This is a genomic window from Pseudomonas sp. BIGb0558 (assembly GCF_024807515.1).
Classification (GTDB): Bacteria; Pseudomonadota; Gammaproteobacteria; order Pseudomonadales; family Pseudomonadaceae; genus Aquipseudomonas; species Aquipseudomonas yamanorum_A.
On record NZ_JANUEW010000013.1, the window covers coordinates 40,811 to 57,826 of the forward strand.

Here is a 17,016-nt window from a genome sequence, read left to right on the forward strand (position 1 = left end):
TCGAGGCGGTGGTTAACCCACCGCAGGCCTATCGCAGTGCCGACGAACTGGCGGCGGACATGGCCAGGCCCGACGGGCCCGGTTCGGCTTCGCTGGTGAGGGATTCGCTGAAGTTAATCGCCAACGTGGACAAGGGCTTGCAGGGCGGCAACGCGTTTATTGAAATCAATCCGGATGCCCTTGAGAACGCCCGTGCACTTGATCAGGAGCGTGCAGTTGGCAAGGTACGCGGGCCATTGCATGGCGTGCCGATAGCGCTCAAGGATGTTTTCGAAACAGGCGACAAGATGCAGACCAGTGGTGGCTCAATGGCGCTGGTGGGCAAGCCCGCTTCAAAACATGCCAGGGTGGTGGACAACCTGCTGAAGGCCGGTGTGGTGATTATTGGCAAAACCAACATGAGCGAGTTGTCCAATTTTCGCTCTGACATATCGACCAGTGGCTGGAGTTCCAGGGGCGGCCAAACGCTCAATCCTCATCGATTGAATGGCCAGCCGGCGGGGTCAAGCACGGGCTCGGCCGTGGCGGTGGCCCAGGGGATGGTGCCTTTGGCACTGGGCGTCGAGACCAATGGTTCGATCATCGCGCCGGCGGCCTATAACGGTGTGATTGGTTTCAAACCCACTGTGGGGCTGGTGAGTACTGAAGGGGTAATGACCAGCTCCCGCCAGGACACGGTGGGGACCTTCACCCGCAATGTACGAGATGCCGCGCAGGCACTGGATGCCATGACCGAAACGGACCGTTACACCGCCGGGCTCAGTGATGATGCCTTGAAGGGCAAACGCATTGGTTACACACCGTTGCCTGAGCTATCGGCAGATGACGCAGAAGACCCAGACATAAAAGCCGACCGGCAGCATTTTGCCGACGCTCTCAAATTGCTGCAGGCCAAGGGTGCGATATTGGTGCCAGTGGGGCGGCTGGCCGCAGGCTTATCCGGCGATATCCATGCCAGTTACAGCCTCGCCCTCTACGCCGACGTTAAGCAAAAACTTGAGGCTTACCTGGCCGGGCGCGAAGGTTTGCCGGTGAAATCCCTGTCCGAGCTGATTGAATTCAACGAGCGCAACAATGGGCCGGGAGTTCCCGACCAGGGGCTGCTGACCATGATCAACGACCTGGATATCAGTGATGAAGTGCGGGAAGGGTTATGGGCCGCTATCGGTCCGATTTTCGAGGGCGCCCTCAAGACCCCACTGACCGAGCACAAGCTCGATGCAATCGTGTCGAACTTCCTTTCGGGCAGTTACTACTACGCAGCGGCGGCCGGTTACCCCGGAATATCCGTGCCCTCGGGCATGGACGATGACGGTATGCCGACGGCGCTTCACTTCTACGGCGCGAGCTTGAGCGAACCCACATTGCTTTCGGTTGCCTACGGCTATGAGCAGGCCTCCCTGGCAATCAGGGAGCCTGCGTTTATTCCCGGGCCGGGCTAGTTCAACCCATAGCGTGCGGCGGGTTTGCGGTGCGACAGGTTCGGGCCCAGTGCCAGCCGTGCGCTTTCGTAAGCCTCCCAATCGGCGTTGTCCGAGAGTGAAGGGATCGTTACGGCTTCACCTTGGGCCAGGCCGGCGAGGGCAGCGTCCACCAGGTTTTCCGTGGTCATCACCATGGTTTCCGGCAGGTTGTTCACCGGCAGGCCGGCAATGTCCCAGAACTCGGTGGCGGTTGCGCCCGGCAGCACGACTTGCACCACCACGCCCTTGTCGGCCAGCTCATGCTGCAACGATTCGCTGAAGGCCTGCACGAAGGCCTTGGTGCCGCCGTATACGCCGTTCAATAGCTTGGGGGCGAGGGCGACAATCGAGCCAATGTTGATGATCGTGCCGCGACCCTGGGCGACAAAGTTGGTCGCGGCCGCCTTGGCCAGGCGGGTCAGCGCCAGCACGTTAAGCAGGATCATCGCGTCCATCTTGTCGGCGTCGGAGTCCAGCAGCGAAGCCGTGGCGCCCACGCCGGCGTTATTGACCAGCAGGCTGATACGGCTGTCTTCGTGTACGACCTGGGCGATACGTGCGAGGTCGGCTGGCAGATTCAGGTCGGCGGCTATCACCTCGACGTTACGCTGAGTGCTGGCCTTCAGGCGGGTCGCCAGTTGCTCCAGGCGTTGCTGATTGCGGGCCACCAGAATCAGATCGTAGCCCGCGTGGGCCAGGCGGTCGGCATACACCGCGCCTATGCCGGACGAAGCACCGGTGATCAGGGCATAACCTTTATGGTGTGACATGGCAGTTGCTCCAAATGGCCGGGGAGAGGATCGGCCTTGTTGGAATCAAGATTATGGGTGTAATGTGGTGGCTGCAATGTCATATATCCCACCTTTAGAGACATGAGGTTTTGCCATGGTGTCCGTCGGTATCTTGCTGTTTCCCGGCTTTCAGGTGCTCAGCCTGTCCACCAGCAGCGTGTTCGAATTTGCCAACTTCGTGGTGGGTCGACCGTTCTATCGCGTGGACTTACTCTCTGAGCACGGTGGGCCGATCAAAAGCTCCATGGGCTTTGCCATTGATAGCCTGGCGTTCGGGCAGCAGGCCTATGACACGATCGTGGTGTTGGGGGACAACGAATTACTGGAGCCCACGCCGGGCATGGTGGCTTATTTGCAGGCGTCATTGACGGCGTCGCGGCGGGTCACGTCAGCCTGTACCGGTTCGTTCCACCTGGCCGCGGCCGGGCTGTTGGAAGGGCGCAAGGCAACCACCCACTGGTACCACGCCATGACGTTTCGCCAGCGCTACCCCAACGTGAAGCTGGAGGAAGACCGGATCTTCACCGTCGACGGCCCGCTCTGGACATCCGCTGGCATGACCGCCTGCATCGACCTGGCCCTGGCCTTGGTAGAGCATGACCTGGGCGTGGAAGTGGCCCGCGATGTGGCGAAGAAACTGGTGGTCTACCATCGCCGTGCCGGTGGCCAGTCGCAGTTTTCGGCGCTGCTGGAACTGGACCCCAAATCCGACCGCGTGCAAACCGCCCTGGCCTGGGCCAAAGGGCACCTGCAGGAGGACCTCTCGGTGGAGCAACTGGCCGAAGCCGCACACCTCAGCCCGCGCCAGTTCAGCCGACTGTTTCGCGCCGAAACTGGCCAATCGCCGGCCAAGGCGGTCGAACACCTGCGTATTGAAGCGGCTCGGTTGATGCTTGAATCCGGCAGCCACTCCATCGACGTCGTTGCCCGGGAGACGGGTTTCGGTGACCCGGAGCGCATGCGTCGGGCTTTTTTACGGGCGTTTGGCCAGCCGCCACAAATGATCCGCCGAGCGTTGCAGTTGCAGGCGTGAGTGCATGGTGGCCAGAACCCTTTGTCTTAGGTGAATAAGACTTCAATAAGCCCTTGAGTACGTGATGCGGGCGCAGCCTTGATGACGATTTGCACGTCGCGCCCCAGACGGGACAAACATTCAAGCATCTTGGCTTCACTGATACCCCGAAACCTGCCACGCAGCATTTCAGACACCTTGGGTTGCGATAACCCAAGGATGACTGAAGCTTGTGCCTGAGTGAGGTTTCGTGTCTTGAGAATCTCCCCGATCTTCGCCGCCAGTTGAGCCTTGACCTGCATTTCACTGGCGTCGGGTTGCCCGATGTCTTCATAGACATTGCCGCTGCTTTCTTCGATCTCAATCGCGTTGTGATGCTTGTGCATGATCCTGCGCCGCCTTGAGTCGCTGTTTGATCAGTTGTATGTCGTGCTGTGCTGTAGCGATGCCTTTTGTCGACTTCTTCTGGAAGCAATGAAGGACATAAACAGCTGAGTCGAAACGGACGGTATACACACCACGATAAGTGTTGCTGTCGAAATCCTCGACGACCTCAAGCACTGCGTTACCGCCAAACCCTTTTAATGCCTTGGCCTGTGAATGCTTGCTTCCTCCCTGAGCGAGGTGAAGCGCAAAGCCAAACACATCCTGAACAGCCCCGGGCATTTGCTGCAGATCTTTCTTACTACCGCCCACCCACAGGAGTGGCTTCCATGAACTCATGAGAGGATATACCTAAATAGGGATAAACGTCAGTGCAAAGAAAAATCTTACTCAGCCGTTTCAAACGCCGAGTGTTCTGAGGACAGGGGCAAAGAGCCCCGCACACTCATCCCCCAACCCGGCGCAAACCCCGGGAAAAACACCAACCCTTCAGCCTCCAGGCGAAACGCCACGCTCAGGCGGACTTCATCCTCCACATCGCCATGGCTCTCAAAGCGCTGGAGGGCATCCACGTCCACATCCGCTTCCCGGGCCAGGTCTTCCCGGCTCCAGCCCAGCATCAGGCGGGCCTGCACGCTGTGGCGTGGGGTGAATTGGTGAAGGACGATCTGCTGTTCTACGGTGCTGCTCATTGCCAGAGAGGACATGGGCTTTCTCCAGGTTCGACGGGGGAGGGCAAACTATACTGTGTTTTTGTACAGTTGTTTTGACCGCTCATCAACTGGATTTTTTCGATAGGGTTGCCGCCGCTCTATTTGGCTCCTTCCAGATAGTTACTCGGTGCATGACCGAGCACCCGCCGGAACATGCTGGAAAATGCCGCCGGGTTTTCATAGCCCAGGTCCAGGGCGATCCGGGTGACAGTCTCGCCGCTGGCCAGTCGCGCCAGGGCCTGCACCACGCAGGCGCGCTGGCGCCACTGCACGAAACTCAATCCGGTTTGTTGGCGAAAATGCCGACTGAAGGTGCGCAGGCTAAGGTGCGAGTGTTCGGCCCATTGAACCGGTGACTGGTGCACGTCCGGCCGCTGCAGAAACGCCAGGCACAAGGCAAGCAAGCGAGGCTCCTCCGGCAGCGGAATATGCAGCGGCAAGTGCGTGGCGCGGGCCAGTTCATGCAATAGCAGGCTGACCAGCGCACCGTCGCGCCCGGTTTCGTCGTACTCAAGGGGCATCTCCACCGCTTCCATCAATAGCTGGCGCATCAATGGCGAAATGCTGATGACGTGGCAGTGGGGCCCCAGGTCGGTGACGGCGTGCGGTTCGATATACAGGCTGCGCGTCGACACCCCGAGCATCAGCACTTCATGGGGCACCTGGGCGGGAATCCACACGGCGCGCTGGGGCGGCACCACCCAATTGCCTTCCTGGGTGCTGACTTGCATCACTCCGGTGGCGCCATACAGCAACTGTCCGCGTCGATGGCTGTGGCGCTTGAGCAGGTAGCCGTGGGGATAATCGGTGCCGATCGCCACTACGGTGCGGGGCGTCAGGTCCAGTTGAGCGATGGAAACGTTGCGCATGTGGCTGACTCCGAGAGTGGCAATATCTCACACATTATTGGCCGACCTGCGCAAGCGGGCCAAATCTTGAGTCTCTATCGTCATCAGCTCTCCCCGATGCTGAAGGCGATACTCGATGTTCTATCTGTTACTGGCGCTGTTCGGCTGCATGACTGGCGTGACCGCAGTGCTGTTCGGATTCGGTGGCGGGTTCGTGGTGGTGCCGTTGCTGTACGGCATGCTCCAGCTCAGCCACGACGCGGGCGTGAGTGAATCGGCGATGCATATCGCGGTCGCCACGTCCACCTGCGTGATGATCGTCAATGCGCTGATCGCCACGGGAAAACATCGGCGCAAAGGTAATCTGATTCGTCATTATCTGTGGCCGTTGAGCGGGTTTATCGGGATCGGCGCGGTGTTGGGGGCGGGTGCCGCCATGTTCGCCAGCGGCAATTTCATCCGCTACGCCTTTATCGCTTACCTGGCGCTCACCATCGCCGATTGCCTGTTGCGCCGAGGCTTTCTCAGCCACGACAACACTCTCCCGCCCCGGCGCCTGGGCGGTACTGAAGTGATGGGCGGCGGCATCGCCATTGGCGTGATCGCGACATTCCTCGGGGTGGGCGGCAGCGTGATGACCGTGCCGCTGTTGCGCCGTTGCGGCTTGAACATGTCCCAGGCCACGTCCATGGCCAACCCGTTGAGCGTACCGGTGGCGCTCGCCGGTACGTTTACCTACATGGTCATGGCGGGATTTGCCAAGGTGGAATTGGGCGCGTGGTTTGTCGGCTACGTCGACTTGCTGGCGTTTGCCATCCTCACCCTGGGCTCGCTGCTGGGCATTCGCCTGGCGACTCCGTGGATCGGCCGCATCCCGGACGCGCTGCATGCGCGGGTGTATATCGGGTTGTTGGGCGCGGTGATGGTGAGCATGCTGCTCTAGCTTTCCAGCCCCGGCGCCTCGCGAATAATCAGGTGGTCCAGGTTCTCGATATTCGCACTGAACACCCCGAACGTTTGCTCGGGGTTCTTCTTGCTCGGCACCTGCTTGAGCTCCGGCGTTACCCCATAAAAGAAGCAATACAACGCCCGCTCACTGTCCACCGCCGCCTTGATCTGCTCCAGGAACGCCGTGCGTTTACGGTAGTTCTCGATCAGTTTTTTGCTCAGGTAAACGTTGATGGAGTAGGGCTTCTTGTCGAGCCAGGCCTTCTTTTCGAAGTCGATGCGAAAGCTGCTGGTGTAGTCCTTGATCTCCTTGATCTTGCCCCAGTAGATCAGGCCTTTGTTGTCTTGCAGGTATTCGATCTTCTTGAAAAACGTCCAGTAGGTCGCGGTGTGATCGCCGACTTTCAAGGGCATGCTTTTAAGCTTGTCCTTGTCGCCGATATTGGACACATAGCATTCCACCGGATGGGCGAAGACGCTGGTCTTGTCCGGGGTGGTGTCGCTTGAGCTGTGAGACGGAGCGCTGCGGGTAGCCGGCGTTTTCGGTAGCTCTTGTGGGGTGCCGCTCTCGGCACCGATCACCGGTGTCTTGCGTTCGTACTGGCGTCGGGTAAGGACAAATTCCGACGGGAAGTTTTCTTCCGGCCCATCCTCCGCTTCACCTTTTCCGGCGTGGCGGCTGGCGTAGCGGCAGCCGTCGATATGCCGGGTGCTGGGGATATTCTTGAAGTGGGGTGTGCGCAGGTAATTGACGTTTTTCGCGTTGAACGTGCCCAGCACATTCCCCGCCGCAAACGCCGCCCGGCATTCATCGTTGGGGCACAGGAAGCTGTCCTTGTCGGAGTCGAAGGCGGCGGTTTCGTCGAAATTCAGGTCGCGCACGTCATAGATCGACAGCTTGTCGTCGAGACTCAGGCTGTAGGCCGTGTCGAATTTCATGGGGCTCGGGTCCGTGAGATATTTCGCTATTAATAGCGGGATATCGAGCAAATATCAGTAGAAATTACGCACGGGCCACCACACGTCGGCCACTCAGGAAGCACAAGGTGCCGCCCACCGCCGTCAGCCCGCTCAGTACATAGAACATCGAAGCGGGCGATGCATTGATCAGCAGGTAGCCGCAGATCACCGGGCTCAATGCGCCACCAAATGCCGCCAGGTTTTGCGCCCCGTAATAACTGCCGCGCAGGGCATCCGGGGCGATGGTGTCGATAAACAGGAATTCTGACGGGTAGATGATCATCTCCCCGAGGGTGAACACAAACATCGCGACACACCACGACACCAGGCCGTCTGCCATGCTGAAGCCGATCAATCCGGCAATGAACAGTGAGGTGCCGAGCACGATCCAGTAGCGCAGCTGTTCACGCTTGAGGAACCGGCCGATCTGGTACTGCATCAGGATCACCGTAATGGCGTTGCACGCCAGCACGGCAGAGAGAATTTTCAGCGCGCTCTCCGGCTTGTAGGCCACCAGCAGAAACTGCGACAGATACAGGGTGTAGCGCCCGTGGACAATGGTGCTCAACAGGCTGCCACTGGTGAACAGGATCAAGGTGCGATCGCTGCGCAGCGTCCTCAGGGTGCTGAGAAAACTCAAGGGTTTGTTGCTGTCGTCGCGCTGGGTCGGCGGGATGCCGATCATCAGGAACAGGCTGCCAAAGGCAATCGCGCTGGCGATCAGGAACGGCGCCAGGGGCATCTGGCCGGCAATCACCACACCGAGCATCGGGCCGGTGGCGTAGCCGACATTGGTCAGGGTGTAGCGCAGGGAAAACACCTTGGCGCGCTGGCCCACCGGCAGGTTCTCGCTGATGATCGCCTTGGAGCCGATCAGGAACAGCGCCGACGCGGCTTCGGTGATCACCAGGGTCAGGGTGGTCAGGTACAGGTTGCTGGCAAAGGTCAGTAACAGAAAACCGATGGAGCTGGAGAGCATCGCCAGGATCAGCAGCTTGCGCTTTTCCAGGCGGTCGATGATGTAGCCGCCGTAGAGGCCCAGCAGGGTGGCGATGAACACCGCGATGCCCATCAGCAAGCCGATGTCTTGCTGGTTGAGGCCCAGGCGGGTGCTGAGCAACAGCGCGAGTAGCGGACTGGTCATGGCGCGGCTGACGACGATGGTCACCGAGCAGATCATCAGGCGGCGGATTACCAGGGAGTACGTGGCCACGGTGGGGCGGATGTCCTTATTCTTGGGGCTGGTTACTATCTTTCATACACAGTTGTTCCCTGTGGGAGTCGGGCTTGCCCGCGATTGCGGTGTGTCAGTCAATATTTCTGGTGACTGACACACCGCAATCGCGGGCAAGCCCGGCTCCCACAGGGTTATGTGTTGTTACTGGCCGGCGTTGATGCTGATCTTCTGAACCGCACCTTGCTCCAGATCCCACTTCTTCAGAATCTTGCCGTAGGTCCCGTCATCAATCATGCCCTGCAGCGCTTCGCTGATGGCCGTGACCAATTCGGTATTGCTCTTCTCAATCCCAAGCCCCGTGAACTGCTTGGAAATCGCCAGGCCCACCGGCTTGTACTTACCCTTGTCCAGCGACATCAGGTAAGGAATGGTTTCACTGCCCTGCATCGCCGCATCCAGACGGTTCTGCTGCAACTGCGCCCGAGCATCCGCCGAACCTTCAGTGCCAATCACCACGATCGCTGGCTTACCGGCCTTTTCGCAGTTTTCCTTACTCCACGCGGCAATTTCCGACGGCCAGGTAGTCCGTCGGCTGGTGCCGACTTTTTTACCGCACAGGTCAGTCAATTCCTTGAGGTCTTCACGCTTGGCCAGGGTGTAGAACTGCGGGCCACTGGTGAAATAATCGATAAAGGTCACCGCCTTCTGGCGCTCGGCGGTGTCGCTCATGCCCGACAGCACGATGTCCACGCGCTTGGTGGTCAGGCCGCTGAGCATTTGTTCGAAGCCGGTTTCCTGCCACTTGATCTTCACACCCAGGCGCTCGGCCAGGGCGTTGCCCAGGTCAAAGTCCAGGCCGGTGAGTTTGTTGGTGGCGGTGTCCTTGAAATCCATCGGCGGGTAGTTCGGCACGATGGCCGCGCTGATCTCACCCTTGTCCTTGATCGCTGCCGGCAATGCCGCCAAAACCGAAGTGGAGGCCATCAGGCCTACGAGCAAACTTGGAAGAAACAGATTTTTCATGGGGGCGTTCTCGTTAGTTTTTTAGTTAAGTGCGAACGGCAGAAATAAAGCTTTGGGTACGCGGGTTTTGTGGGCTTATTAGAATTTCTTCAGGGCTGCCGGCTTCCACAATCTGGCCGGCATCCATAAACACCATGCGGTTGGACACTTCGCGGGCGAAGCCCAGCTCATGGGTGACCACAATCATGGTCATGCCGGTGGTGGCCAAATCGCGCATCACCGACAGCACTTCTCCTACCAGCTCCGGGTCGAGAGCTGACGTGGGTTCGTCAAACAACATCAGCTTGGGGCGCATCGCCAACGCACGGGCAATCGCCACACGCTGTTGCTGCCCACCAGACAATTCCACCGGGTAGGCATTGCGCTTGTCCGCCAGGCCAACCCGGGCCAGCAACTCCAGTGCGTCCTCGGTGGCTTCCTTGGGCGAGCGCTTGAGCACCTGGCACGGGCCTTCGATGATGTTCTGCAACACGGTCATGTGCGGGAACAAATTGAAGCGCTGAAACACCATGCCGGTGGCCAAGCGCTGACGGGCGATCTGCGATTCATTCAACTCATGCAGCTTGTTGCCGACGACCCGGTAACCCACCAGTTCGCCGTCGACCCACAGGCCGCCCTTGTCGATTTTTTCCAGCTGATTGACGCAGCGCAGCAGGGTACTTTTGCCGGAACCGGACGGGCCGATAATGCACAGCACTTCGCCTTGCTCGACTTCCAGGTTGATGTCCTGCAGCGCGTGATACTGGTCGTAATACTTGTTCAGGTTCACGGCCTTGACGATGCTTCTCATGGGCAAATCTCCTCAGTCAGGGCTTACGAACGCTTGCCGGCGCCGCGGGCAAAACGACGCTCGAGGCGGCTCTGACCGAATGAAAGAACAGTCACCACCGCCAGGTACCAGATGCCGGCAACAATCAGCAACTCCATGACCCGGGCGTTGGCGTAGTAGATGTTTTGCGCGTTGTGCAGCAGCTCCGAGTACTGGATCACACTCGCCAGGCTGGTCATTTTCACCATGCTGATGAACTCGTTGCCTACAGGCGGAATGATCACCCGCATCGCCTGGGGCAGAATCACCCTACGCAGCGCCTGAAGGCTCGGCATGCCGATGGACTTGGCGGCTTCGTACTGGCCGGTGTCCACCGACAACAGGCCGGCGCGCACCACTTCGGCGGTGTAGGCGCCCTGGTTGATACTCAGGCCGAGGAGGGCGGCCACGAACGGCGTCATCAGGTCCACGGTGTCGATGCTGAACAGGCCGGGAATCGCGATCACCGGGAAAATCAGCGCCAGGTTGAACCACAACAGCAGTTGCAGAATCAGCGGCGTGCCACGAAACAGCCAGGTGTAGGTGATGGCCACGTAACGCAGGATCGGGTTGGCCGACATGCGCATGATCGCGGTGATCACCCCGATCACCACGCCCAGCGCCATGGCCAGGATCGACATGATGATGGTGTTCACCAGGCCCCAGATGATCGCCTCGGACGTGAGGAACTGACCGATGTAGGACCATTCGATTTGACCGTTGGCGAACGCACGCAGTAAGGCGGCCAGGGCGATCACGATCAACGTGGCAAAAAACATCCGCCCGTAATATCGACGTGGCACGTGCTCGTACTGGGTGATATCGAACTGGTTCTCGGTCTGCTGGCGCTCGGCTTGCAAGCGCTCTGCCGGGGTTTGTTTCATGGTGACTCTCCAAAATAACGATCTAACTGGATACCAACATCCTTGTAGGAGCCCGGCTTGCCGGCGATTGCGCTCTCAAGAACGCCATCGCCGGCAAGCCGGGCTCCTACAAGGTGGGCGCTAAATTCGAAAGCCGGTGTAACTCTCTGCCCATTGCTGCTGGCCTGCCAGAGCCACCTTCAACCGCCCAATCTGCTCCCTCACCCGCTCCGGTGCCGTCCCACCCCAACCACTGCGCGCCGCAATCGCCGCTTCCAGGGTCAGGCACTCACGCACCTCAGGTGTCAGGCGGGTATCCACCTCTGCCAACAGCGCCGGCGAGGCTTCCCACAATTCAATCTCATGCTTCTCACAGGCCTGCACCAAGGCGCCGGTAATCTCATGGGCCTCCTTGAACGGCACACCACGGGTAGCCAGCCAATCCGCCACCTCAGTCGCCAGGGTGAATCCCATCGGCGCCTGGCGCCGAAGTTCTTCCACTTGCACCTTCATCGTCGCGACCATCCCGGCCATCGCCGGCAGCACCAGCAGCAAAGTATCCACGCTGTCCAATACGCTGTGCTTGTCCTCACTCAAATCGCGGTTGTACGAGAGTGGCAAGGACTTGAGCGTCGACATCAAGGCGGTCAGGTTGCCAATCAAACGTCCCGCTTTACCCCGCGCCAGTTCGGCAATGTCCGGGTTCTTCTTCTGCGGCATGATCGAGCTGCCGGTGGCGTAGGCATCGTCCAACTGCACCCAGCGAAACTGCCGCGACGACCACAGGCAAAACTCCTCCGACAGCCGCGAAATATTCACCCCGAGCATGCCCGCCACAAACAGAAACTCCGCCACATGGTCACGACTGGCTACAGCGTCGATAGAGTTTTCGCACGGCCCGGTGTAACCCATCTCCTTGGCCGAATGCTCTGGCTGGCGCGCAATCGCCGAACCTGCCATTGCTGCTGCACCCAACGGCGACAACGCCGTGCGCGCATCCCAATCCACCAGGCGCTGCACATCCCGCAGCATCGATTGCGCATGGGCCAGCAAGTGATGGGCGAACACAATCGGTTGCGCTTGCTGCAAGTGGGTGAAGCCCGGGCAAATGCTCTCGATATGCTGCTCGGCCTGGTCCACCAGCGCCTGCTGCAAACCCAGCACCTCGGTGGTGATGGTGCGCGCGTGGTCCCGTAGGAAGAGTCGCAAATCGTTGGCGGTCTGGTCGTTACGCGAACGCCCGGCGCGCAACTTGCCGCCCAGGGCGCCCAAGCGCTCGGTCAACACCCGTTCGATGAAGGTGTGCACGTCCTCGTCATCCAGCGTCGGGTGCAGGCGGCCAGCGGCAAAGTCCTCACCGATCCGGTCCAGCGCTTCCAGTGTGCGCAAGGTTTCCGACTCATCCAGCAACCCGGCACGCTGCAACTCACGAGCATGGGCTCGAGAGCCGGCCAGGTCGTAGGGCGTCAGGCGAAAATAGCGCTCGGGGCAACGGGACAGCGCCGCCAAAGCAGCAGACGGGCCGGACTTGAAACGAGCACCCCAGAGGCGATCGGTGGGCTGAGACATGGTGTTCCTCACGCTTGTTTTTAGAAGTGACAAGCCCGATGGACGTGGCTTGGCCTTATGGATTCGGAGGGCAGTAACAAAACAAAAAGTCTTGATCGAAGTGTCAGGTTCTCAGGGCGTTAAATCAGCCGGTAAAAGCTGTTCAACCCGCTATATTCAAGGTTGCCAAGGGCGGTTAAGTATGTTCATTATTGCCGCCCGGCGATGTTCATGGAGTAGGTCAAAGCCTGTTGAATATGGCACTTGAGGTCAACACGTATTATGGAAACCCCACTTTCCAATTCTGGAAACATACCGCCAAAACCCGGCACAAGACCGCCCCTGCAACTCAGCGGCCTGGACTTCAAATTGCTGCGAGTGTTCAAGGCTGTGGTCGAAGCGGGCGGCTTCAGCGCGGCGCAGAACGAGCTGAATGTGGGCCTGGCGGCGATCAGCAAACAGATTTCCGACCTGGAAATTCGCATCGGCATGCGCCTGTGCACGCGCGGGCGGGAAGGGTTTGGCCTGACCGAAGAAGGCAAGTTGGTCTATCAGGCGTCCATTGAGTTATTTGCCTCGGTAGACAGTTTCAGAGACAAGCTTAGTTCGGCGCAGAATGAACTGATCGGCGACCTTAGTGTGGGCGTTATTGATAACACCGTATCGGACGTTAATTCGCCGCTGATTAAAGCACTGGGAAAATTACATACAGAATCGCCAAAGATAAGATTGCGTCTACATGCCTCCCTACTGGACGAAGTTGAACGGGGCGTGGTGGAAGGGCGGCTGATTGTCGGCATCGTGCCGGTGTACCAGCGACGGGAAGAATTCGATTATTTCCCGCTGTACGAAGAAAAGTCCCACGCGTACTGCGCCGTCGGGCATCCGCTGTTTGAAGCGAGTGACATCAATGCAGATGTGTTGCGCCAGCATGAAGTGGTCAACCATCGGTACGCGATCCACAGCGACAAAGCCAACTTCGTCAGCTACGACAGCCAGTCCGCCTCGGCCTCACAAGTTGAAGCCGTGGCCATCCTCATCCTCACCGGCCGCTTCCTGGGCTTCCTCCCCGACCACTACGCCACGCCGCTGATGAGGGAAGGGCGCCTGCGCGTGTTATGCCCGGAGCAGATCCACCTGAGCACGCCGTTCAACGTCATCCTCAAGCACAACACCCCGCGCAGCCCGCTGGTAAAAGCCTTCGCGACCGCACTGGGCGTGGATCTCAAAGCGCCAATCTAACGAACTCCCACCAACCCTAAGGATGTACAAAGATCACCTGTGGGAGCTGTCGAGCCCCAGCGAGGCTGCGATGGGATCACCTCGGTCTACCTGCAGACACCACCCACCCGCATCACCGCTGCAACTTGCCCAACTTCTTCTTCGAATGAAAATGCCGAAAATGCGCATCCTGCGCCGCCACCAACAGCTACCTGTTCGGCTACGCTCGTCGGGTAGCTGCTATAGAGCTATGCAATAGAGCACCTGCAAACTATCATTCCTACCTGTCTTCCCCTGCCTTGAGAGGTGTTCCTTATGTCTACTGGAACGATCTTCACCAATAACCGTACACAAAATATCCGCATCCCTGCTGACATGCGTTTTCCCGCTGGGGTGAAAACCGTAGAGGTGCGTGCCGTGGGGCGCGAACTGATTATTTCGCCGGTTGAAAACACTTGGGACAGCTTTTTCCTTGCAAGCGAATCGGTATCTGATGACTTTATGGAGGAGCGCGCCGACCAAACCCAGCAAGAGCGAGAGTCCTTTGATGATTAAGTACATGCTTGATACGAACATCGTGATCTACATCATCAAGCGTCGGCCTATGGAAATACTGGAAAAATTCAATGCGAATGTAGGGCGTATGGTGATCTCTTCGATCACCCTCGCAGAATTGATGCACGGTGCCGAAAAGAGCCAGTTTGTTGAGAAAAATACTCGAGCGGTGGAGGACTTCATCTCCCGGCTTGACGTCATTCACTACGATGACAAGGCCGCTTTTCACTACGGCTCGATCCGTTCCGATCTCGAAAAGAAGGGAACTCCAATCGGCGTAAATGACCTGCACATTGCGGGCCACGCCAGAAGCTCAGGATTGGTCCTGGTGACTAACAACGAAGGTGAGTTCAAGCGAGTAAATGGCTTGATCGTGGAAAACTGGATCGCCGCCTAGGGCAGTCAATCCAGGGTACACAGATAGGTTGTCCAGGCGATTCAGCGTTGCTTGATTCGTTTCTTCTTCGCATGAAAATGCCGAAAATGCGCATCCTGCGCCGCCGCCAACAACTCCCGATCGCCGCGCGTATCACCCCAGGCCCTGAGCCGATACTCCCCCAAATCCCCATAAACTGCCTCAAGCCGAAGCACCTTATTCTCACACCGGCAATTATTCCCCGTGAGCTTGCCAGTCAACACACCGTCAACCACTTCCAGCTCAGTACCAATCAACCTGATCCCAAGCCGATCCGCAAACGGCTGCAACACCAACGCTGGCGACGCCGAACACAGCGTAACTACCGCCCCGGACTTCAGCTCGTCGGCCACCGATTGCAGCCCGGTTGGGCGCATCAACTTGTTCCAATACGCCTGGCAATATTCCTCAGCCTTCTGCTGAACCCACGCCTTGTCCACGCCGGTCATAAAGGTGCGGATCAACTGCGCCTTGAGTTCATCACGGCTGATGACGCGCAACAGAAACTGCGCGCCAGGCACGGCCAGCTTCACCATCCTGCGCACGAATTCGCCTTTACCAAAGGCGAACTTCAGGAACGGCACGAAGCTGTCGTGGTGGGTCAGGGTGCCGTCGAAGTCAAAGACGGAGAGTACTTTGGCATCCAAGGGGCCGGATTCGAGCATGTCTGGGTTCACGGGCGGGTCTCGGTCCTATCTACTATTTTTTGGAAGGTGCATCTTCTGTGACCTCAGGAGTTCGCTCTCGTATCAATCTTCCGATTTTCGAGTAAAGCCCTTCGGTAAAAGCATCCCGGTCACTCGACCGGTGACAACGCTGATGGCAATTGGGGCACAAGGCTACAGCATTGCTAGTGCAATCCGAACCCTTCTGGGCGAGGTGCCTGACGTGATGTACTTCAAGAAATGGCTGGCCGTTGTCTAGCTTAAACGGGGCATCCAAGCCGCAACCTTCGCATTTGCCTTTTGCCTGCTGACGTACCCATGCGCGCACTACCGGGTCGCGTACGTAGGAGGTGCTGGTGGTGCTGACCTGTTGTGGCACAGCGATGCCTTCAGGTTCAGTCTTGATGGGTTTGCTTTGAAGCTTTGCCGCGCGCCGCTCAAGTGTCTCTTCATCAAACGTTGGGGCATTGTCTTCAGATTCAACGATTCCCCGCTCTGCGAGTATTCGACGAATACGAGAAACTATTCTCGAGCCGACATTGTGTGCAGCGGTGTAGCCAGTAATCGGCCTTTGATTCAGCGTCTCAAACACGGCAGAAATATTGCGCATACGGTAGTCGACCGACGCTTTGGAACGAGCGCTCAGAGCACCGGCTAACAAAAGCGCGTGCTCCGCTGACTTTTTAAACGACTGGCCGGCACTCTCCAGCTTTAACATTTTCAGATAAGCGTCGACGGAAGCTTCAAGCTCCTCATCGGTCCATCCGATATTTCCTTTTTGTGTGTCCATACAGCCGCCGAGGGTAGAAAACCCTCGGACGATACTGAGTGGCCATTATTACGTCTATGAAATTTCCTACGGCTCAGTCGGATTTGGCGGTCGTATATGCCAGGAAAATCGCTGCTTCATTCGGAAAGTCTGAGTCAGCTTTCGCCACCACGGCGTTCTTGCTGACTCCCTTCGGCAGGTTCTGGTCACCAACAGATACGGCATATCCCTGAGCCGTATCCAACCTTCATCTTGCCAATGCAGCAGGTTTAACGACATCCCCGGCCAATCCAGCATGCTTAGCAACGGCCGCTCGACCGTTCTTGGCTGACGCTCGTCTCGTAAAGTTGGGATAACTTCATGAGTGAGCCAACCACGTAGCAACCTGTTCTCCGGCGCGTAGTGATAGACCAGCAACGCGTAGGCGCCGGACTCGCTGATCATCAGCATTTCTTCCGGTTGACCGTGAAACAGCAATCGCAGGCTTTGCCGCTGATCCTGATCAAGCTTACGAGTCGTTCGCTCATCCAGATATAGCCCCATCAGCCGCCCCAGATCGCGGGCACAGAACCAGGGTTGGTTTTCTAAAAGAAGGGCATGAAGGTGAAGATTATGGCGAGTGAAAACGATGGCAATAGAAGGCTCGGGCGTGGCTACTTTCTTGGCCGCCGACAAGTCGAACAAATATTGACTAGGCATTTCCTATGACCTCTACGTGGATTTTGGGAGGGCCAGAGCCCAACGTAGAGAGCGGATTTAAGAAACTCCAACTTGCGTGGCCTCAATACAGCATTAATTCCGCATGAGTTCAGGCGGATTTTTGACTGTATGGGTGAGGCTGGCTTCTACGTTG

Annotated in this window: 20 protein-coding genes; 6 read left to right on the forward strand and 14 right to left on the reverse strand. The window is 58.2% G+C overall.

Going from position 1 to position 17,016, the window contains the following annotated elements; all coding sequences use genetic code 11:
* The first annotated feature begins 47 nt into the window (after nucleotides 1-47).
* A complete protein-coding gene (locus tag M2400_RS17235) occupies nucleotides 48-1,442 on the forward strand; it encodes an amidase family protein (protein ID WP_177121649.1) in 1,395 nt (464 codons plus the stop codon).
* Here the strand turns inward: M2400_RS17235 and M2400_RS17240 are convergent.
* Entirely contained in the window at nucleotides 1,439-2,233 is a 795-nt protein-coding gene (locus M2400_RS17240; protein WP_177042884.1) for an SDR family oxidoreductase, read from the reverse strand. The genes M2400_RS17235 and M2400_RS17240 overlap by 4 nt on opposite strands.
* Before the next feature lie 115 nt (nucleotides 2,234-2,348).
* Between M2400_RS17240 and M2400_RS17245 the strand changes: the two genes are divergently transcribed.
* Entirely contained in the window at nucleotides 2,349-3,287 is a 939-nt protein-coding gene (locus M2400_RS17245) for a GlxA family transcriptional regulator (protein ID WP_177078625.1), read from the forward strand.
* A gap of 26 nt (nucleotides 3,288-3,313) precedes the next feature.
* Here the strand turns inward: M2400_RS17245 and M2400_RS17250 are convergent, their stop codons facing one another.
* The 4 genes from M2400_RS17250 to M2400_RS17265 all read right to left on the reverse strand — a co-directional run bounded on the left by M2400_RS17250 (nucleotide 3,314) and on the right by M2400_RS17265 (nucleotide 5,232).
* On the reverse strand, nucleotides 3,314-3,652 hold the full coding sequence (locus tag M2400_RS17250) for a helix-turn-helix domain-containing protein (RefSeq protein ID WP_259200513.1): 339 nt from the start codon (nucleotides 3,650-3,652) through the stop codon (nucleotides 3,314-3,316).
* The gene (locus tag M2400_RS17255; protein ID WP_259200510.1) at nucleotides 3,627-3,989 is read right to left on the reverse strand and encodes a type II toxin-antitoxin system RelE/ParE family toxin; all 363 of its coding nucleotides are present in this window, start codon (nucleotides 3,987-3,989) and stop codon (nucleotides 3,627-3,629) included. Before M2400_RS17255 ends, M2400_RS17250 begins: the two co-directional genes overlap by 26 nt.
* A 47-nt stretch (nucleotides 3,990-4,036) precedes the next feature.
* Complete coding sequence (locus M2400_RS17260; RefSeq protein WP_259200486.1) at nucleotides 4,037-4,357, reverse strand: helix-turn-helix transcriptional regulator; 321 nt, start codon at nucleotides 4,355-4,357, stop codon at nucleotides 4,037-4,039.
* Between the two features lie 104 nt (nucleotides 4,358-4,461).
* On the reverse strand, nucleotides 4,462-5,232 hold the full coding sequence (locus tag M2400_RS17265) for a helix-turn-helix transcriptional regulator (RefSeq protein WP_259200481.1): 771 nt from the start codon (nucleotides 5,230-5,232) through the stop codon (nucleotides 4,462-4,464).
* Between the two features lie 115 nt (nucleotides 5,233-5,347).
* Here M2400_RS17265 and M2400_RS17270 point away from each other — a divergent pair, with 115 nt between their 5' ends.
* A complete protein-coding gene (locus tag M2400_RS17270) occupies nucleotides 5,348-6,154 on the forward strand; it encodes a sulfite exporter TauE/SafE family protein (RefSeq protein WP_259200468.1) in 807 nt (268 codons plus the stop codon).
* On the opposite strand, the gene M2400_RS17275 is transcribed toward M2400_RS17270, so the two are convergent.
* From M2400_RS17275 to argH, 6 genes are all read right to left on the reverse strand, one after another.
* Nucleotides 6,151-7,098: a hypothetical protein gene (locus tag M2400_RS17275; protein WP_259200455.1), complete on the reverse strand. Its 948-nt coding sequence runs from the start codon at nucleotides 7,096-7,098 to the stop codon at nucleotides 6,151-6,153. The genes M2400_RS17270 and M2400_RS17275 overlap by 4 nt on opposite strands.
* A 64-nt stretch (nucleotides 7,099-7,162) precedes the next feature.
* Complete coding sequence (locus M2400_RS17280; RefSeq protein ID WP_259200452.1) at nucleotides 7,163-8,332, reverse strand: MFS transporter; 1,170 nt, start codon at nucleotides 8,330-8,332, stop codon at nucleotides 7,163-7,165.
* A gap of 165 nt (nucleotides 8,333-8,497) precedes the next feature.
* Nucleotides 8,498-9,319 (reverse strand): ABC transporter substrate-binding protein, encoded by an 822-nt coding sequence (locus M2400_RS17285; RefSeq protein ID WP_177042891.1) that lies wholly within the window; start codon nucleotides 9,317-9,319, stop codon nucleotides 8,498-8,500.
* Nucleotides 9,320-9,344: 25 nt separating this feature from the next.
* Nucleotides 9,345-10,109 carry an amino acid ABC transporter ATP-binding protein gene (locus M2400_RS17290; protein WP_003211502.1) on the reverse strand — a complete coding sequence of 255 codons (765 nt, stop codon included), beginning with the start codon at nucleotides 10,107-10,109 and terminating at the stop codon, nucleotides 9,345-9,347.
* A gap of 23 nt (nucleotides 10,110-10,132) precedes the next feature.
* Nucleotides 10,133-11,011 carry an amino acid ABC transporter permease gene (locus M2400_RS17295; RefSeq protein ID WP_003211504.1) on the reverse strand — a complete coding sequence of 293 codons (879 nt, stop codon included), beginning with the start codon at nucleotides 11,009-11,011 and terminating at the stop codon, nucleotides 10,133-10,135.
* Between the two features lie 120 nt (nucleotides 11,012-11,131).
* Nucleotides 11,132-12,559, reverse strand: coding sequence for an argininosuccinate lyase (argH, locus tag M2400_RS17300; RefSeq protein ID WP_259196043.1), 1,428 nt, complete (start codon nucleotides 12,557-12,559; stop codon nucleotides 11,132-11,134).
* 261 nt (nucleotides 12,560-12,820) lie between these two features.
* Between argH and M2400_RS17305 the strand changes: the two genes are divergently transcribed.
* The 3 genes from M2400_RS17305 (at nucleotide 12,821) to M2400_RS17315 (ending at nucleotide 14,711) form a co-directional block, all read left to right on the forward strand.
* Complete coding sequence (locus M2400_RS17305; protein WP_259196042.1) at nucleotides 12,821-13,780, forward strand: LysR family transcriptional regulator; 960 nt, start codon at nucleotides 12,821-12,823, stop codon at nucleotides 13,778-13,780.
* A gap of 294 nt (nucleotides 13,781-14,074) precedes the next feature.
* On the forward strand, nucleotides 14,075-14,314 hold the full coding sequence (gene vapB, locus M2400_RS17310) for a type II toxin-antitoxin system VapB family antitoxin (RefSeq protein ID WP_008432930.1): 240 nt from the start codon (nucleotides 14,075-14,077) through the stop codon (nucleotides 14,312-14,314).
* The gene (locus M2400_RS17315) at nucleotides 14,307-14,711 is read left to right on the forward strand and encodes a type II toxin-antitoxin system VapC family toxin (protein ID WP_026077784.1); all 405 of its coding nucleotides are present in this window, start codon (nucleotides 14,307-14,309) and stop codon (nucleotides 14,709-14,711) included. The genes vapB and M2400_RS17315 overlap by 8 nt, the downstream gene beginning before the upstream one ends.
* 41 nt (nucleotides 14,712-14,752) lie before the next feature.
* Here M2400_RS17315 and M2400_RS17320 read toward each other — a convergent pair whose 3' ends face one another.
* From M2400_RS17320 to M2400_RS17330, 3 genes are all read right to left on the reverse strand, one after another.
* Nucleotides 14,753-15,394 (reverse strand): HAD-IB family hydrolase, encoded by a 642-nt coding sequence (locus M2400_RS17320; RefSeq protein ID WP_259196041.1) that lies wholly within the window; start codon nucleotides 15,392-15,394, stop codon nucleotides 14,753-14,755.
* A 34-nt stretch (nucleotides 15,395-15,428) separates the two neighbouring features.
* Nucleotides 15,429-16,184, reverse strand: coding sequence for an HNH endonuclease (locus tag M2400_RS17325; RefSeq protein WP_177113711.1), 756 nt, complete (start codon nucleotides 16,182-16,184; stop codon nucleotides 15,429-15,431).
* A gap of 66 nt (nucleotides 16,185-16,250) precedes the next feature.
* The gene (locus M2400_RS17330; protein WP_177042896.1) at nucleotides 16,251-16,862 is read right to left on the reverse strand and encodes a Bro-N domain-containing protein; all 612 of its coding nucleotides are present in this window, start codon (nucleotides 16,860-16,862) and stop codon (nucleotides 16,251-16,253) included.
* Nucleotides 16,863-17,016 lie beyond the last annotated feature (154 nt).

Coding starts and splice junctions, on each gene's coding strand:
- M2400_RS17240 (WP_177042884.1), bottom strand. CDS start 2,233: ATGTCACACCATAAAGGTTATGCCCTGATCACCGGTGCTTCGTCCGGC.
- M2400_RS17245 (WP_177078625.1), top strand. CDS start 2,349: ATGGTGTCCGTCGGTATCTTGCTGTTTCCCGGCTTTCAGGTGCTCAGC.
- M2400_RS17250 (WP_259200513.1), bottom strand. CDS start 3,652: ATGCACAAGCATCACAACGCGATTGAGATCGAAGAAAGCAGCGGCAAT.
- M2400_RS17255 (WP_259200510.1), bottom strand. CDS start 3,989: ATGAGTTCATGGAAGCCACTCCTGTGGGTGGGCGGTAGTAAGAAAGAT.
- M2400_RS17260 (WP_259200486.1), bottom strand. CDS start 4,357: ATGTCCTCTCTGGCAATGAGCAGCACCGTAGAACAGCAGATCGTCCTT.
- M2400_RS17265 (WP_259200481.1), bottom strand. CDS start 5,232: ATGCGCAACGTTTCCATCGCTCAACTGGACCTGACGCCCCGCACCGTA.
- M2400_RS17270 (WP_259200468.1), top strand. CDS start 5,348: ATGTTCTATCTGTTACTGGCGCTGTTCGGCTGCATGACTGGCGTGACC.
- M2400_RS17275 (WP_259200455.1), bottom strand. CDS start 7,098: ATGAAATTCGACACGGCCTACAGCCTGAGTCTCGACGACAAGCTGTCG.
- M2400_RS17285 (WP_177042891.1), bottom strand. CDS start 9,319: ATGAAAAATCTGTTTCTTCCAAGTTTGCTCGTAGGCCTGATGGCCTCC.
- M2400_RS17290 (WP_003211502.1), bottom strand. CDS start 10,109: ATGAGAAGCATCGTCAAGGCCGTGAACCTGAACAAGTATTACGACCAG.
- M2400_RS17295 (WP_003211504.1), bottom strand. CDS start 11,011: ATGAAACAAACCCCGGCAGAGCGCTTGCAAGCCGAGCGCCAGCAGACC.
- argH (WP_259196043.1), bottom strand. CDS start 12,559: ATGTCTCAGCCCACCGATCGCCTCTGGGGTGCTCGTTTCAAGTCCGGC.
- M2400_RS17305 (WP_259196042.1), top strand. CDS start 12,821: ATGGAAACCCCACTTTCCAATTCTGGAAACATACCGCCAAAACCCGGC.
- vapB (WP_008432930.1), top strand. CDS start 14,075: ATGTCTACTGGAACGATCTTCACCAATAACCGTACACAAAATATCCGC.
- M2400_RS17315 (WP_026077784.1), top strand. CDS start 14,307: ATGATTAAGTACATGCTTGATACGAACATCGTGATCTACATCATCAAG.
- M2400_RS17320 (WP_259196041.1), bottom strand. CDS start 15,394: ATGCTCGAATCCGGCCCCTTGGATGCCAAAGTACTCTCCGTCTTTGAC.
- M2400_RS17325 (WP_177113711.1), bottom strand. CDS start 16,184: ATGGACACACAAAAAGGAAATATCGGATGGACCGATGAGGAGCTTGAA.
- M2400_RS17330 (WP_177042896.1), bottom strand. CDS start 16,862: ATGCCTAGTCAATATTTGTTCGACTTGTCGGCGGCCAAGAAAGTAGCC.